General features: G+C 71.8%; 12 protein-coding genes. 9 read left to right on the top strand and 3 right to left on the bottom strand.

Going from position 1 to position 16,090, the window contains the following annotated elements; translation table 11 throughout:
- On the top strand, nucleotides 1-396 hold a 396-nt coding region (locus NBX02_RS01975; RefSeq protein ID WP_250289715.1), incomplete at its 5' end, for a hypothetical protein.
- Between the two features lie 162 nt (nucleotides 397-558).
- Here NBX02_RS01975 and NBX02_RS01970 read toward each other — a convergent pair.
- Nucleotides 559-2,211, bottom strand: a complete 1,653-nt coding sequence (locus NBX02_RS01970) for a glycosyltransferase (RefSeq protein WP_250286058.1) — start codon at nucleotides 2,209-2,211, stop codon at nucleotides 559-561.
- 1,146 nt (nucleotides 2,212-3,357) lie between these two features.
- On the opposite strand from NBX02_RS01970, the gene NBX02_RS01965 reads away from it, so the two are divergent.
- The 3 genes from NBX02_RS01965 (at nucleotide 3,358) to NBX02_RS01955 (ending at nucleotide 6,924) form a co-directional block, all read left to right on the top strand.
- The gene (locus tag NBX02_RS01965) at nucleotides 3,358-4,329 is read left to right on the top strand and encodes a hydrogenase (protein WP_250286057.1); all 972 of its coding nucleotides are present in this window, start codon (nucleotides 3,358-3,360) and stop codon (nucleotides 4,327-4,329) included.
- A gap of 64 nt (nucleotides 4,330-4,393) precedes the next feature.
- The gene (locus NBX02_RS01960; RefSeq protein WP_250286056.1) at nucleotides 4,394-6,001 is read left to right on the top strand and encodes a nickel-dependent hydrogenase large subunit; all 1,608 of its coding nucleotides are present in this window, start codon (nucleotides 4,394-4,396) and stop codon (nucleotides 5,999-6,001) included.
- Between the two features lie 29 nt (nucleotides 6,002-6,030).
- Nucleotides 6,031-6,924, top strand: a complete 894-nt coding sequence (locus NBX02_RS01955; protein WP_250286055.1) for a NifU family protein — start codon at nucleotides 6,031-6,033, stop codon at nucleotides 6,922-6,924.
- A gap of 101 nt (nucleotides 6,925-7,025) precedes the next feature.
- On the opposite strand, the gene NBX02_RS01950 is transcribed toward NBX02_RS01955, so the two are convergent.
- Both NBX02_RS01950 and fdxB read right to left on the bottom strand, forming a co-directional pair.
- Nucleotides 7,026-7,307 carry an FDXHR family putative zinc-binding protein gene (locus tag NBX02_RS01950; protein WP_250286054.1) on the bottom strand — a complete coding sequence of 94 codons (282 nt, stop codon included), beginning with the start codon at nucleotides 7,305-7,307 and terminating at the stop codon, nucleotides 7,026-7,028.
- 861 nt (nucleotides 7,308-8,168) lie between these two features.
- A complete protein-coding gene (gene fdxB / locus NBX02_RS01945) occupies nucleotides 8,169-8,468 on the bottom strand; it encodes a ferredoxin III, nif-specific (protein ID WP_250286053.1) in 300 nt (99 codons plus the stop codon).
- A gap of 222 nt (nucleotides 8,469-8,690) precedes the next feature.
- Between fdxB and NBX02_RS01940 the strand changes: the two genes are divergently transcribed.
- From NBX02_RS01940 to NBX02_RS01920, 5 genes are all read left to right on the top strand, one after another.
- Nucleotides 8,691-8,924 (top strand): hypothetical protein, encoded by a 234-nt coding sequence (locus NBX02_RS01940; protein WP_250289714.1) that lies wholly within the window; start codon nucleotides 8,691-8,693, stop codon nucleotides 8,922-8,924.
- A 533-nt stretch (nucleotides 8,925-9,457) separates the two neighbouring features.
- Nucleotides 9,458-14,818 (top strand): type I polyketide synthase, encoded by a 5,361-nt coding sequence (locus NBX02_RS01935; protein ID WP_250289712.1) that lies wholly within the window; start codon nucleotides 9,458-9,460, stop codon nucleotides 14,816-14,818.
- Nucleotides 14,815-15,279: a hypothetical protein gene (locus tag NBX02_RS01930; protein ID WP_250286807.1), complete on the top strand. Its 465-nt coding sequence runs from the start codon at nucleotides 14,815-14,817 to the stop codon at nucleotides 15,277-15,279. Before NBX02_RS01935 ends, NBX02_RS01930 begins: the two co-directional genes overlap by 4 nt.
- Nucleotides 15,280-15,413: 134 nt before the next feature.
- A complete protein-coding gene (locus tag NBX02_RS01925) occupies nucleotides 15,414-15,695 on the top strand; it encodes a hypothetical protein (protein ID WP_250289706.1) in 282 nt (93 codons plus the stop codon).
- 66 nt (nucleotides 15,696-15,761) lie between these two features.
- On the top strand, nucleotides 15,762-16,007 hold the full coding sequence (locus NBX02_RS01920; RefSeq protein ID WP_250286808.1) for a hypothetical protein: 246 nt from the start codon (nucleotides 15,762-15,764) through the stop codon (nucleotides 16,005-16,007).
- Nucleotides 16,008-16,090 lie beyond the last annotated feature (83 nt).

Genomic DNA, 16,090 nt, shown 5'->3' with positions numbered 1-16,090 from the left:
ACCGAGCAGACGGCCACGGGGGCCACGGGTCCGGTGGCCGCCGGGCCGGCGCGGCAGCCTGCCGCGATCACAGCGGTTCAGCGGGACGGCTCGTCCGTGGACGAGCAGATCGCACAGGCGGTGCGCAGCAGCCCGCTGCTGGGCGAGGTCCCGCCGGGAAACGTCGAGGTGACCGACGTCCACGTGTCCACGGTCGATCCGGCCGTCGCGACCGCCCGTGTCATACCGACCGGCGGTGAGACCGACCCCGCCACCGCCCTGCTGCGCCACAGCGCTCCCCCGGGCTCCCGCTGGGCCCTGACCGAGCTGGGAACGGCCGGTGTCGGCTGCGACACCCTGGCCCCAGCGGTACGCGACGACCTCAACATCCCCTGCGAGACCCTCCCGACCGGCTGACCCAGCGCCCCCGGAAGCCCCGGATCATGACAACGAGGGAACACCTGGCTGCTGTGACAGCCACGTGTTCCCTCGTTGCGGTGACCGGAGCGCCATCAGGATGAGGACGCGCGGCCTCCTCTGGTCAGCGGGCGCGCGCCCGGCCCGTGGGCGAGTGTCCGGTCAGTGGGCGAACGTCCAGGCTGACAGGAAGGCGACGGCAAGGATGATCGCCCCGCGGATCGGGGCCTGCCAGCGCTCGACCGCGGCACGCCGCTCGCTGACCGACGACAGCGGGCCGGCCAGGGTCACGAGCAGGATCCCGGCCCACGCCAGCGCACCCACCTGGCGGTCCGCCCGGGTGTCGAACGCGTAGAAGACAACCGAGAACACGAGCACGGCCGCGAGCAGGACCTGCGGCAGCAGGAGCAGCGACACCTTCGGCTGGAAAGCCTTCTCGGTCGTACCGGACGAGCGGGGCCGGTATCCGGACGCGACGCGCACGAGCGCGAGCAGGTAGATCGGGGAGTTGAACAGCACGCTCGACACCGTGCGGGGCGCCGCCCGCGTCCCCGCGTACGCGGCGATGAAGAACAGGGTGCTGGCGAAGTAGGGCAGCCCGAACAGCAGATACGCCCGCTGGGAGCCCGTGGAGGCGAGCGGGGAACGGAAGACGATGGACAGCACCGGCCCCAGCGCGAAGACCACCTGAACGGACGCCAGCAGCGGGCTGAGGGTGCTGTGCAGGTAGTGCGCCCGCTGCCAGCGGGTCAGGCCCGGCCTGGCCAGCGGGTTGTCGAACAGCAGCAGCCGGGTGCTGTCCATCGCCCAGCGCAGCCGCTGCTTGGCGTAGACGGCCGCCGTCGCCGGCGCCGTCCCGACCGATATCGGGACGGGATGATAGATGCTGGACCAGCCATGAGCATGCAGTTCGTATGACGTCTGGACGTCTTCTACTATGTTCCATTCGCTGAATCCGCCGACTGATTCAAGCGCGGACCGTCGGTAGAGCGTCCCGTTCCCGCAGGAGACCGCCGCGTTGTCCCGGTCCTTCGCCGGCTGCAGGGAGCGGTAGAAAATGCTATCGGTGTTGTTCAGGACGTCGAGACGGCCGGTGTCGAAACGCTGGGCGGTGCAGACGAAACCGACGTCCGGATCGCGCAGATAACCGACCACCTGCTCCCCGAGATCCGGGACCACCAGATGGTCCGCGTCGAGGGCGAGAACCGCGTCACCGCGGGTGCGGGCCAGCGCGTGGTTGAGGTTGCCGGCTTTCCCCGGCGTACCGTCGACCCGGGTGAAGCAGGGCACCCCGAGCCGGGACGCGAGCGCGTCGATCTCCCGCCAGTCCTGCCGGCCGGCGATACGGCCGTCGTTGAGGACGTATGTCTGGTGCGGATAGTCGATGGCGAGGGCGAAACGCAGGGTCCGCTCGACCATGGCCGCGGGCTCGCCGCACACCGTCACGAACACGTCCAGAGTGCCCACCGGCGGCGGGGCCTGCCGGGCAGCGCCTGGCCGCAGCCGGCCCATCATCACCGCCGTCCACCCGACGGCCAGGTAGGCGACCAGCTCAGCGGCATAGAACAGGTAGCCGATCGCGCTGGTGCCGCCGAGTGTCGCCGTCCGCCAGGCCAGGTAGATCGCGCCGAGCGCGATGACGAGCAGGCCTGCCACCCGCCCCGTCCGGCCACTGGCCGCCGCCCCGGCCCTGCCCGCGGTGGCGGAGCGCGCGCGCGAAGCCGCTTCCGCTGGCTGCCGGGGCCTGGGCACCAGCGGTACAAGACCGTCGTCAACCGGCACGGCAGCACCGGACGGTGCTGTGTCGCGAGCCATTTCTACCACCTTTCGAAAAAATCAGCCTGTTCGGCGACCGTCCATACAAATGCCTCTGGGACGTGCCCGGAAAAGATTTCAATCAATGCACTTCTCCTGGCTGCTGACAGTCGACCGACATGATGACATCGCAAGTGTTCGCCCTCGATGATTACAGCAGCGCATACCCGCCATGACACAGGGTGAAAAGCCGGTGTTTCTCTTCCGAAGGAAGTAGGGCCGGATCAGGCCCGCTCGTCACCGACCGCCGGTAATATCACCGATAACGCCGCCGGTAATATGCTGGTTCGTCCGTCGAAAACAACCCGAAACGTCCGCCCGGTATACCGTGTCGACCACTTCGGCGGCATCCCTCCCGGGACGCGGCGCGCCATGGTCGCCACCCCGGGTGAATTCCGGTGGCTCACCCGGACGCCGGTGGAAGTGTCCACCGCGGTATCAAACCGGGCACGGTGACGACCATGGACGAAATGTCCAGAAACTGACTGCCGAGCCAGCGGCGGTGGCACGGCGGGCAGCGCCCCCACGCCGATACGGGCAGACGCCCACAGCCCACCGGGCGGCTTCACATGCCGGCGACGGCGCGTCGAAAGGCCCGGAGCGCGCCGCCATCGGGCCCATGTGATCAAGGCGTGATCGGGCTATGCGCGCGGATACCCGGCTCGTGGCGCTGTCCGGGATGTCGGGGAGCCGCCCGCGACCCGAGCGCGCGGCCGGCCGAATCCTCGAGATCGGCCGAGATCGACATCGCCGCTCCGGTCGGGGACCGGAGACGAAAACGCGGTCCTTCAACCGCCCGCTCGCCGGGTGGCCGATAAATGATCATTACGTGATGGCGGTCATACGTCCGGGTTCTGGCAAGGGCGGGCCGTTGACGCCATGGGATCATGGCGATGGAGCCGCGGTGGCGCGATCGCCTTTCTTCCGCGCTCGGGGCCGCTCAGCGCGAGCCCGGAAACCGGCCGGCAAGCCCGGGACCCGGCCTGGCCCGATCAGCGGTCAGGCCAGCTCAGGCCAGGCCAGCTCAGGCCAGGCCAGGCCAGGCCGGGCCAGGCCGGGCCGGCTCGGGTCACGGCAGGCCCCGTCCCCGGACCGCCCGGGGAACGGTCACGTAACCCCGCCCGGGGTTACCCGAGAGGAGGACCGATGCCGTCCGTGCTGTGGCTGCACGGAGGGGCGTGCGGCGGGAACACCATGTCCTTCCTGAACGCCGACGAGCCGAATGTCGTCGACCTCGTCACCAGCTTCGGGCTCGAGCTGCTCTGGCATCCCTCCCTCGCCCTGGAGTCGGGGACTCACGCGCGCAAGCTGCTGCGGGCCTGCGCCAGCGGCGAGACGCCGGTGGACGTCCTGGTGTTCGAGGGCTCCGTGATCGAGGGGCCCGAGGGCACCGGCCGCTACGACATGTTCGCCGACCGGCCCATGAAGGACTGGGTGATCGACCTGGCAGGAACGGCCCGGACCGTGGTCGCGGTCGGGGACTGCGCCTGCTGGGGCGGGATCGCGGCGACGGCGCCCAACCCGACGTCCTCGACCGGTCTGCAGTTCCACAAGCGTGAGCGCGGCGGCTTCCTCGGCGCGGAGTTCCGCTCGCGCGGCGGGCTGCCGGTCGTCAACATCCCGGGCTGCCCGGCCCACCCGGACTGGATCTCCCAGATCCTCGTCGCGCTGGCGACCGGCCGGGCCGCCGACATCGACCTGGACGAGCTCCAGCGGCCGCGGACGTTCTTCACCAGCTTCACGCACACCGGATGCACCCGGACGGAGTTCTTCGAGTACAAGCAGTCCACCACCACGTTCGGGGAGGGCACCCGCACCGGCTGCCTGTTCTACGAGCTCGGCTGCCGCGGCCCGATGACCCACTCGTCGTGCAACCGCATCCTGTGGAACGGCCAGTCGTCCAAGACCCGGGCGGGTGTGCCGTGCATCGGGTGCACCGAGCCGGAGTTCCCGTTCTTCGACCTTGAGCCGGGGACGGTCTTCCGGACCCGCAAGGCCGCCGGCGTCATCCCCCGGGAGATCCCGGAAGGCACCCGCCACCTCACCTACCTGGCCCAGTCCGCGATCGCGAAGATCGCCGCCCCGGACTGGTCGAAGAAGGACACGTTCGTCGTCTGACGCCCCGCCCGCTCCGCTCCGCCCGCACCGGATGGACACCGCCGACTGGAAGAAGGGGACACCGATGACCACCGTCGATCTCAACGTCAGCCCGATGGGCCGGGTCGAGGGCGACCTGGACGTCCAGGTGACGGTCAGCGATGGCGTGGTGACCTCCGCGCGGGCCCAGGCGGCCATGTTCCGCGGCTTCGAGATCATCCTTCAGGGCAAGGACCCCCAGGCCGGCCTGATCGTCACCCCGCGCATCTGCGGCATCTGCGGCGGCAGCCACCTGTACAAGGCCGCGTACGCCCTGGACGTGGCGTGGGGCACCCGGATACCGCCCAACGCCACGCTGGTCCGCAACATCGCGCAGGCGTGCGAGACGCTGCAGAGCATCCCGCGCTACTTCTACGCGCTGTTCGCGATCGACCTGACGAACAGGAAGTACGCGCGCTCGCCGCTCTACGACGAGGCCGTCCGGCGCTTCACCCCGTACACCGGTACCAGCTACGCCCCGGGGGTCGTCCTGTCCGGCAAGCCGACCGAGGTGTACGCGATCCTCGGCGGGCAGTGGCCGCACTCCAGCTTCATGGTGCCCGGGGGTGTCATGGGCGCACCCACCCTCTCCGACGTCACCCGGTCGATCGCCATCCTGGAACACTGGAAGCACAACTGGCTGGAGAAGTACTGGCTCGGCTGTTCGGTCGAGCGCTGGCTGGCCAACCGCACCTGGGACGACGTGCTCGCCTGGGTCGAGGAGAACGACTCCCAGCACGACAGCGACTGCGGCTTCTTCATCCGCTACGGCCGTGACATCGGCCTGGACACCTACGGCGGCGGGATCGGCAACTACCTGGCCACCGGCACCTACTTCCACCCCGACCTCTACGCGGAGCCGACCATCGAGGGACGCAACGCCGCCCTGATCGCCCGCTCGGGGGTCTGTTCCAACGGCGAGTTCCTCACCTTCGACCAGAGGTGGGTCCGCGAGGACGTCACCCACTCCTTCTACGAGGGGACGCAGGCCCGCCACCCGTTCGACGGCGAGACCCGGCCGCTCGACCCGCAGCGAGGGCGTGAGCAGGGCAAGTACAGCTGGGCGAAAGCGCCGCGCTACCACCTGTCGGGGCAGGGGTACGTCCCGATGGAGGCCGGCCCGCTGGCCCGCCGGATAGTCGCCGGCGCCCCCGGCGCCGCCGCCCACCAGGACTACGACCCGCTGTTCACCGACATCATTGCCCGGGCCGGGCCGTCGGTGCTGGTCCGCCAGCTCGCCCGGATGCACGAGGCCGCAAAGTACTACCAGTGGACGCGGCAGTGGCTCGACCAGCTCGACCTGCGGGAGAGCTTCTACACCAGACCGGCCGAGCCCACCGAGGGCCGCGGTTTCGGGGCCACCGAGGCCGCCCGCGGGTCGCTGGCCGACTGGATCGTCATCGAGGACGGAAAGATCGCGAACTACCAGGTGGTCACGCCGACCGCGTGGAACATCGGCCCCCGGGACGGCTCGCAGACGCCCGGCCCGATCGAGCAGGCCCTGGTCGGCACACCGGTCGCCGACGCCGAGGACCCGGTGGAGCTCGGGCATGTGGCCCGCAGCTTCGACTCCTGTCTGGTGTGCACCGTGCACGCCTACGACGGGCGGACCGGCCGGGAACTGAGCAAGTTCGTGATCAACGGTGCGGTCTGACCCGGGGGAGACGGACAAGGAGCCCAGCGATGAGTGACGCCCGGCCGACCGGGCCGACGTGGAACGAACCCGGCTTCGGCGCGCTCTCGGAGGCGCTCGACGAGGCGGCGGCCGGCGTCCGGGAGCTGGAACCGGCGGCCCGGCTGCGGGCCGAGCAGCTGCGGCACGCCGTCGAGGCCCTGCACGGCAGCGGGATCAACGCGATCGTCCGCCGGCTGCGCGAGGATCCCCGCGGCCGGGAGCTGCTGTTCGAGCTGGCGGACGATCCCGTGGTACGCCTGCTCTTCTCCGTGCACGGGATCCTCCAGCCCACGCCGGTGACCGAGTCGCTGCGCGCGCTGGAGAAGGTCCGCCCGTACCTGCGGGCGCACGGCGGGAACGCGGAGCTGGTCCGGGTGGACGGGGACACCGCGTTCCTGCGGGTCAGCGGCACCTGCAACAGCCGCGCGCTGGCCGGAGTCACGTTGCGTGAGGTCGTCAAGGAGGCTCTGATCGGCGGGGTCGGGTCGATCGCGCGCGTGGTGATGCTCGCGGGTGACCCACCCCCGACACTGATCCCGCTGGGCCCGGTGCGTAACCGCGACGATGGAGACGACGGATGGGTGGCGGTCGGGACGGCGGCGGACCTCGGCGGGCGGCCGATCACGGCGCTGCACCTCGAGCGGGCCGACGGCGTCAGGGCCGACATCGTGGTCATCAGTCTCGACGGCCGGCTCACCGCCTACCGCGACACCTGCGCCCACCAGGGCCTGCCGATCAACGTGGCGCAGCTCGACCCGGCCACCGACACCCTCACCTGTCCGCGGCACGGATTCTGTTACGACGCGCGCTCCGGCGCCTGCCTGAACTCGCCAGGCGCGCAGCTGACGCGGCTGCCCCTGCGGGTGGACAACGGCCAGGTGTGGATACGGCTCGACGCGTGACAGCCGGCCACGCGACAGGATCATGTGGGGCTGTCCGGGCCGCCGGTTCCCGTCCTGGCCGGCGCTCCCCCGGCGTCGGCGTTCAGCCGGCCTGGCCGCGTTCAGCCGGCCTGGCGGATCCTGGAGTGGTGCGGCGCCCGCAGGATCTTTCCCGGGGCTCGCTCGTCGGCGGCCACCCAGTATCCGCCGTCAGGGCGTAGGCCCACCTGCTCGGGCGGGACGCACCGGCCGTCGACACGGTGGGCGTCGAACCCGGTGCCCACTCCCGCGAAGGTCTCGTGGCAGCCCGGGCAATGGGCGGCGGTCAGCGCCGTCCACTGCACGTCGCATCGCCCGCAGCCCAGCAGAATCGGGCGATCGTAGTCGACGTCCCGGCCAGCCAATGGCTCGCTCCTCACGCATGTCCGAGCTCTCGCCCTCCGCGGCCATGGTTCTTCCGCCCATGTATCGCGGCGAGCGCCGCTCCCCTGCGCTCACCGTCACAGTGCCGCAGACACGCAGACTATCGGTGTATCCACCGCGTTTCGCCCCGTCCCCTCCTCGAAGCTCGTCCAGCAGGTCAACGGCAGCGCGAAAACCATGATTTATTGATCTTTGGTTGTTACCGGCGGATCCTGGCCGCCGGTCACGCGGAAACCACGACCGTACGGTCTCCGGTCGGCCACGGAGGTGCAGACAAACGCACGGTACCGAAGACGGCACCAAACGCGGCTGACAGGCCGATCGGGAGAACCGGGCCAGGGCCCCTGCGCCGCCGTTGACCGGTTTGTCAGCGTCTGCCGAGGGTCATGACGTCGTCGTGCCGCGCCACCTGACAGGTGGGCCGCCGTTGGCCTGGTGGTACCAGAATAGTCCCGGGTTGCGCCGGCGGGCCCGGGGACGGCACGGCCGTCCTTCGTCGGTGCTCCCTCGGTGCTCCCTCGGTGCTCCCTCGGTGCTCCCTCGGTGCTCCCTCGGTGCTCCCTCGGTGCTCCCTCGGTGCTCCCTCGGTGCTCCCTCGGTGCTTTTTCAGCGTCTCTTCAGCGCTTCCTCGGCGTTCGAGACCGGGTGTCGGCAGGGCTGGAAAGCCGGGAAAACCGGAAGCCGACATGGGAGACCCGGATCCGGAAGATCCGGGTTCCCGAGCGCCGTCCGGAGCAGGCCGAACGGTCCTCGTGTCCCGGCGGGCGGCCCGGCGTCACCGCGGGAGCCAGCCGGGACACAGCCGCGCGAAACGGAAACGGTGAAACGGAAATACCGGTGGATCAGGCCGCCTCGGCCGGCTCGTAGGTCTGGCAGCGCGGACCGCACACCCGGATGCAGGCATTGCAGCCGATGCACTGGCCGGCGGCATCGATGATCATAATTTTGCGCTCGATGTCCTCGTCGTCGTCAAAGGGATCGACCAGTTCACCCTCGTCGTTCACGCCCATCAGGCGGAGCACACCCTGGGCGCAGACCTTGTAGCAACGACCACAGCCGATACATTTGTCCCCGTCCAACGCCACGATGTACTGCGGTACCCAGGGAGTACCGTCGCGGGTGGCGAACTTCACATGACTCATTCCCGATCTCCTCGGTCCAGAACGATCAGACGGCGCGCTTCACGCCTCCTGGCGGCCCGTGCGGCCGAGCCGCCGGCAGCGCGGAAAACACGACCACGCCACCTTCGGCCCGCTACGCGAGCGGCGTCCGATGCGCCATATACACGACCTGTCCGAGGAACCGCCCGTGGACGGGAAGCACGGAAGTCGCCCAGGGGCACCTACGACGCCTACAGCTCCATCTTGGCGTGGGCCCCGCGGGCGGGCACCGTACAAGTACGCAGGTACCTCAGCAAACGGTATCTCGGCCCCGGCCACGTGGGCGGACGGCTACTTGACCAGGGCGCGGCGGGCTCCCCGCGGCCGGGGTGGCGGGCCGTCCGGGCCTTCCGGACGAGCCGTCGCGCCCGCGCGCCGCCCACCGGCGCGGCGCCGGAGAACGTCGACGCCGCCGCCGACGACGACGACAAGATGTGATGTGCACACATTCATGTCCACCCGGCCGGCATATCAGCCCGGCCAGCCGCCGTGGACGACCCGCCGGCCGAACCACAATCCCTCGACCGTCTTCCAGGAGCGATACAAAGTAAAGACTGTTCCAGCCGGCGTGCGCGGGACTCTCCGACCAGGGCCCGCGGAGCTGAACGCGACGCGCCGGGACGAGAGGTGGAAAAACGACGTTACCCGGCATGCCACCGCCCGCCGGGCGAGATGCGGCGAGATCGTCCCCGGGCCGGTCAGAATACCGACCAGGAAACTGGCCAGAACGTACTGCCGGCAGCATACGAGAACATAACGACACCGAGATACCAAGCAAATACACACTGGCGTACGAAAACGGCGGATGGCCCGCGAGGACACCACCGGAGAGGACCGCCGGTAAACGGCGGCGGCTCATGAACAAACATGCCCGACAGGACCTCCGTGGCCGCTGTCCGCGACCGTTCCCGGACCGCGCCACAACATCCAGACAATTATCTTGCGCCAATCGACAATCGGGGGGATCGCCTGTGACGGACGTCGCGATAGTCGGGCTTTCGGCTCGTTTTCCGGGCGCGGCCGACCTCGGCGAATTCTGGCGCCTGCTCCAGACAGCGGGGCCACAGTTCCACGAGGTGCCGGACAGCCGATGGATTCACCGGACCTTCTACGACCCGCTGAATCCACGAAATCCGCATCGGGCCTATACCGACCGGGTCGCCTTCGTCGACGACGTCGACCGGTTCGCGGCGGCGCACTACCGGATCCCACCGCTGCGCGCCCGGGCGATGGACCCGCAGCAGCGGCTACTGGTCGACCTCGCCCGTGAGGCGCTGCAGGACGCCGGCCTGGAACGCCGCCCGTTCGACCGGGCACACACCGGCGTCTACATGGGCATCAGCCAGTCCGACTACCGGGAGCTGGCCGGCGCCCGGATACGGGCGAGCCTGCTCGCGGACGGCTCGCTGCACGGCGGCGAGGCCGACCCGGACCTGCTCGCCGCGGCCGAGCGGGCCGCGGACGCCGGCATCGCCGCACCGCACGCGTACACCCTGGCGGGCTGCCTGCCCAACATGGCGGCCGGAACGATCAGCAGTGTGTTCGACCTCGGCGGCCCCGCGTTCGCCATCGACTCCGCCTGCTCGTCCGTGCTGGTGGCGCTGCATGAAGCGGTCCTCGCGCTGCGCACCGGGGTGTGCCGGGTCGCCCTGGTCGGCGGGGTCTTCCTCAACCTGGCCCCGGACGCGCTGATCTCCTTCTCCCGGGTGGGTGCGCTCTCGCCGAGCGGGGTGTGCCGTCCCTTCGACGAGCGCGCCGACGGGTTCGTCCTCGGCGAGGGCGGCGGGGTCGCCGTCCTGCGTCCCCTCGCGGACGCGCTGGCCGACGGTGACCGGGTGTACGCGGTGATCCGCGGCATCGGCATCACCAACGACGGCCGCGCCGCCGGCCCGATGACGCCGAGCGCCCATGGGCAGCTTGCCGCGCTGCGGGCCGCCTACGCCGACGCCGGTGTGGCCCCGGGCACGGTAAGCGTGATCGAGGCCCACGGCACGGGAACCACCGTCGGTGACCGGACCGAGACCACCGCGCTGCGGGACCTGCGCGCGGAAGACCCCACGGCCGGGCCGTGCGACCTGCTCTCGGCCAAGGCCCTCATCGGCCACACCCTGGCGGCGGCCGGGGCGGCGAGCCTGGTGAAGATGGCGCTCGCGCTGCACCACGGGATCGTCCCGCCGCAGCCGGAGATCCGGCCCGACCCGGCCCTGCCGCTGGCCGAGGCCGGGCTGCGCGTCCCGACCGAGCCCCGGGTGTGGACCGACACCGAGGAGCGGCCCCGGCGGGGCGCGATCAGCTCGTTCGGCTTCGGCGGCACCAACGTGCACGTGATCATGGAACGGGCGCGACGCCGGGCGGACGGCCGGGCGGACAGCCGGGCGGACTGCCAGGCAGCGCCGGACTCCCCGCCGGGGCGGCCATGGCTGCTGCTGCTGTCCGCGGGCTCGGTGGAGCTGCTCGCCAGCCACGCCGAGGCCGTCCGGGACACGGTGGAGGCCGACCCGACGATCACACCGGCCGCGCTCTCCCACACCCTCGCCACCCGTGAGCTGCTCCCGGCCCGGCTGAGCCTGGTCGCGACATCCCGCGCCCAGGTGTGCCAGCGGCTCACCGAGGCCACGGCCCGGCTGCGGGCCGGCCGCCTCGGCGAGCTGCCGGGCGGCGGCTACGCCGTGTCCGCCCCACTGCCCGAGGCGGACCGCCGGACCGCCCTGATGTTCCCCGGGCAGGGCATCCAACGGCCGGGCATGCTCGCCGACCTGTACGAACGGTTCGCCGGCTTCGCCGCGCCGGCCGACGCGTCGGACGAGGTCCTGCGCCCGTTGCTCGGCCGCCGCCTGGCCGAGCTCGTGTGGGACGCGCGTCCGGACGCCGGTCAGCGGGCAGCCGAGACGACGGAGGCGGCCGAGACAGCAGAGACAGCCCTGACCGCGACCGAGATCTGCCAGCCCGTGCTCGGGGCGCTGGGCATCGCGGTCGGCGAGCTGCTGGCGCGCTGCGGGCTGCGGGCGGACGTCTGCATCGGCCACAGCGTCGGGGAACTGCCGGCGGCGGTGGCCGCGGGCGCCGTGGAACCGGCCGACGCCCTGCGCTTCCTGGCCGAACGGGGCGCGGCCGTCGCCGGCGCGCAGCCCGCGTGGCGCGGCGGCATGCTCGCGCTCCACACCGACGAGGCAATGTTCCACCGGCTCGCCGCCGGCATCGACGGGGTGTGGCTCGGCTGCGTCAACCATCCCTCGCAGCTCGTCGCCAGCGGCTGGCTGAGCGCGCTGGAACGGCTCCGCGAACGCGGTGCCGCCGAGGGCGTCACGACCAGACAGCTGCGGGTCTCGCACGCCTTCCACTCCCCCCTGGTGGCCGAGGCGGACGCCCGGATGGCGGACACGCTGGCGGCCCTGCCCATCCGGGCCCCGCGGGCGGTCATCGCCTCCTCGGTCAGCGGGCAACGGTGCGACGACCCGCGGGAGCTGCGGACGCTGTGGGCACGGCACTGCTCGGCTCCGGTGCGCTTCATGGACGCGGTCCGTGACGCGGCCGCGGCGGGTGCACGGATCTTCGTCCAGGCGTTCGGTGGCGACTCGCTGCTGTCCATGGCGCACCGTTCCCTGGCCGGATCGGTCCAGGCCAGGTACGTGGCCCTGGCCGCGGGCCGGCCCGACGACGGCCGCACGCTGCTCGCCGGCCTCGGCCAGCTGGCCTGCCTGGGCGTCCCGCTCGACGTCCTGCCGCTGTTCGGCCCCGGCGAGCGGGAGCTGGTGGCCCTGCCTCCCTCGCCGCTGGTCACCAGCGCCTACTCGGTACGTATCAATGCCGCCGGCAGGCCGGCCCGGCCTGGCTCGCCGGCCGGGCCGGACAGCGGGCCGGCCATCACCCCGGCCGGACGCGGCACCGGGCCGGACGCCGTGCCCGGACAGCACGGCACCAGGCCGGCTGCGTCCACAGCGGACGGCCAGGCCGTAACCGGCAGGGCCGTAACCGGCAGGGCCATGAACAACGGAGCCACAAGCGGCGGGACCGTGAGCGACGGCTCCACCGGCACCGGGCCCGTCCGGATGACGTCGGCCGCCGCCCCGAAGCGTGCCGGCGGTGCCGGAAACCTTGCCACGGCCCACCCGCCCGCCCCCGGTGGGAAGCGGGCTGTCGCGGGGCCTCGGGGCGAGGCTCCGCTGCCCGTCCCCCGCGCGGCCAATATGATCACTTACTCTCCGGAGTCACATATGGACAACGTCATCAGACTTCTCGACAAGCAGCTCGACCTGCTCCGGGCTCTGTCCGATCCGGCGTCGTCCGATCCGGCGTCGTCCGATCCGGCGTCGTCCGATCCGGCGTCGTCCGATCCGGCGTCGTCCGATCCGGCGTCGTCCGATCCGGCGTCGTCCGATCCGGCAGCCGGAGCGCCACGGATCGGCGCCGGCATCTCCGGGGCGGCCATACCGCGACAGCCGGCGCCTGACGTGCCAGCGGCGGCGGGCGGCACCTGGCCGCTCGTTACGCCGGGCGGACACGACCCGCTCGGGAACGCGGCGGCCGCGGCGCATACCGCGACGTCCGCCGCGGGGGCGGTCATACCTGCCCGCGGCCGGGACGTGCTGCGGGCACAGGTGATCGAGAGCATCTCCGGGCTGAGCGCCTATCCGGAGAGCCACATCCACGAGAAGCACGCCTTCGTGGGGGATCTGGGCTTCGACTCGATCATGATGACCGACCTGGTGAACGCGCTGGGACGCCGCTGGCCGGGCCTGACCGTGCGCACCGAGGACATCGCCGAGATCACCACGGTCGGTGATCTGGTAGCCGTACTGGCCCGGCGAGCCGGCTCCGCGGGCCTTCTCCCGGCGGCGGCCGGCCCGACGGCCCGGGATGCGCCCGAAGCGGCCGGCCCTGGTCAGGCCGGCATCGAGGCCAGCGTGGAGGCCGGTGCCGGAGCGGATACCGGGATCGGCCTCGGAGCGGGTATCGGAGCGGGTATCGACGCGCGGACGCGGGACTCCAACGGCTTCGCCACCCAGCTGTACCCACAGGGCACGGGGAACGGGCTGTTCGACACCGTCGGCAACGGCAACGGCAACGGCAACGGCCGCCACCGGGAGCACCCGCGCCCCGACAGCGCCGCCACCGACGTCACGGCCTTCCCCGAAGTGGTGGCGCTGCGCAAGCGCCTTGAGCTCAGCGACCAGCTCGGCCTGCACAGCCCGTACTTCCTGCTGCACGAGGGGAACGCCCGCGACCGTACGGTCGTGGCCGGCCGGGAGCTGGTGAGCTTCTCGACCTACAACTACCTGGGCCTGTCCGGGCATCCGGAGGTCAACGCGGCGGTCAGCGAATCGGTGGACCGGTACGGATCCTCCGTCTCGGCCGCCCGCATCCTCTCCGGCGACCGGCCGCCGCACCGCGAGCTGGAGGCGGAGCTCGCCACCCTGATCGGCGTGGAGGACTGCGTCGTCCTGGTCAGCGGGCACGCCACCAACGTCACGACGATCGGCCACCTCGTCGGGCCCGGCGACCTGATCGTCCATGACGCGCTGGCCCACGACAGCATCCTGCAGGGGGCCCGGCTGTCCGGAGCGACCCGCCGGCCGTTCCCGCACAACGACCCGGCGGCCCTCGACAGGCTGCTCGCACAGGTGCGCCACCGCTTCCGCCGGGTCCTGATCGTCGTCGAGGGCGTCTACAGCATGGACGGCGACATCGCGGACCTGCCCGAGCTGATCAAGGTGCGCAACCGCCACGGCGCACTGCTGATGGTCGACGAGGCGCACAGCATCGGCGTGATCGGCGCGGCCGGCGGTGGGGCGGGCGAGCACTTCGACGTGGACCGCGGCGGTGTCGACGTGTGGATGGGCACCCTGTCGAAGTCGCTGGCCAGCTGCGGCGGGTATGTCGCCGGCCGCCGGGCCCTGGTGGACTACCTGCGCTACACGCTGCCGGGCTTCGTCTACAGCGCCGGCCTGACACCCCCGAACACGGCCGCGGCGCTGGCCGCGCTGCGGGTCATGCGGGGGGAGCCGGCCCGGCTGGCCCGGCTGCGCGACAACTCGGCCCTGTTCCTGCGCCTGGCCCGCGAGGCCGGCGTGAACACCGGGACGAGCGCCGGGACCCCGGTCATCCCGTGCATCGTCGGCGGCTCGATACGCAGCGTCCAGCTGGCCAACACGCTGTTCGAACGCGGGATCAGCGTCAACCCGATCATGTATCCGGCGGTCGAGGAACGCCTGTCCCGGCTGCGTTTCTTCATCACCAGCGAGCACACCCCCGAACAGATCGCATGGACCGTCGAGACGCTCACGAGCGAGCTGCACGCCGCCGTGCCATCCCAGCTGGTGGACGCCGGATGAGTGCCGCCCGCCACACCGGGCCAGCGCTGGCGGACGCCCCGGCGGCCACGGCGCCGCACGCCCCGCGCGCGACAGCCGCCGCCGAGCGGGCCGGAACGGCTGGGATACCCGGGACGAACAGGATGCCTGGAACGGCTCGAACGGCCGGGGCCGCTGTGGGGCACGCCGTCATCGGCGGCCTCTCCCACGGCGGACGGGTCATCAGTGCCGCCGTGCTCGTCCTCGTCGTGGCCGTCGCCACCTTCCTGGCCTGCGGGATGGTGGCGGTCGGGCTCTTCACCCTCGTCAGCGGCCCTGCCGTCATCCCCGGCGTCCTGCTCGATGCCCTGATCGGCGTTCTGGCCGCCCTTCTGATCATCCGTTTTGCCCCTGTCCCGACGCTCACCCGGCCGTCCGGTGGCCAGGAGCGGCCGGTGCCCCGGCCACCGGAGACCGGCCACGACCGCGATGGTCCCGGCTGAGCAGCCGGAGCCACGCCGTCACGGTCTGCGCGACACGGTGGCCCAGCGGCAGGCCAGGGCGTCCCGGGACGGCGGTCCGGTGCTGGTGCTGCTGGTCCCGGCAGGCACCGGCCCGGCTGGCGAGGTCTGGCGAGGTGGAGTTCGGACGGCTCGTCCAACGCCTGTGGCTGACGTTGGCCCGACGGAGGCTGGCCGCGCACCCGCAGTCCCACCTCATCGACTGCCCGGCCACGGTCGGGCCGCTCCTGGAGCTCACCGCGGCCGTGGCCGAACGGCCGCTGCGGATCACGCGGGCCGGGCGGCCCGACCCGGAACAGCTCCGGCGCGTCCCGCTCCCGGCCCGTCGTGTCCGGGCCGGGCAAGGCCGGCGTGCCCGGGCCGGACACAGCCGGCGTGCCCGGGCCGGGCGAGGGTAGCTCCTCGGACGGCCGCGCCCATCCGGGCACGGCGCGCTCTTGCTGGATGGTCACGATCGCAGGACCATGGGCGTTGTGCTGCTCTTCGACGAAATTATCGCGATCTCCGACCCGGTCGAGCGCGCAGCGGTCGCTCACGATCTGCTCTGGAACGACCATCCTCAGCGGCTGCGGCTGCGTGCCGTCCGTGGTCTGGCGATCCGCGAGGCGATCGGCCGGGGCTTGGCCGTCGAGGAGATAGCGCACCGGCTGCGGGTCCGGGTGCCGGACCTGACCTGGATGAGCGAGCACGCAGCCCCCGGCCCGAACTGACCTTCCCCGGCTCCCGTCAGCCCTGGGCGCACCGGCGCCGCGCGGTCGCGCGGTCGCGCGCCCGGGCTGCCGCATGCCCGCCG

Origin of the sequence: Protofrankia sp. CiP1_Cm_nod1 (genome assembly GCF_920888515.1) — a bacterium.
Classification (GTDB): Bacteria; Actinomycetota; Actinomycetes; order Frankiales; family Frankiaceae; genus Protofrankia.
The sequence above is the reverse complement of the archived record's forward strand: the minus strand, read 5'-3'. Positions and strand labels throughout refer to the sequence as shown.

Bases quoted from the DNA above. Each gene is read 5' to 3' on its own strand.
- NBX02_RS01960 (WP_250286056.1), top strand. From the start codon at position 4,394: ATGACCACCGTCGATCTCAACGTCAGCCCGATGGGCCGGGTCGAGGGC.
- NBX02_RS01955 (WP_250286055.1), top strand. From the start codon at position 6,031: ATGAGTGACGCCCGGCCGACCGGGCCGACGTGGAACGAACCCGGCTTC.
- NBX02_RS01930 (WP_250286807.1), top strand. From the start codon at position 14,815: ATGAGTGCCGCCCGCCACACCGGGCCAGCGCTGGCGGACGCCCCGGCG.
- fdxB (WP_250286053.1), bottom strand. From the start codon at position 8,468: ATGAGTCATGTGAAGTTCGCCACCCGCGACGGTACTCCCTGGGTACCG.
- NBX02_RS01970 (WP_250286058.1), bottom strand. From the start codon at position 2,211: ATGGCTCGCGACACAGCACCGTCCGGTGCTGCCGTGCCGGTTGACGAC.
- NBX02_RS01920 (WP_250286808.1), top strand. From the start codon at position 15,762: ATGGGCGTTGTGCTGCTCTTCGACGAAATTATCGCGATCTCCGACCCG.
- NBX02_RS01965 (WP_250286057.1), top strand. From the start codon at position 3,358: ATGCCGTCCGTGCTGTGGCTGCACGGAGGGGCGTGCGGCGGGAACACC.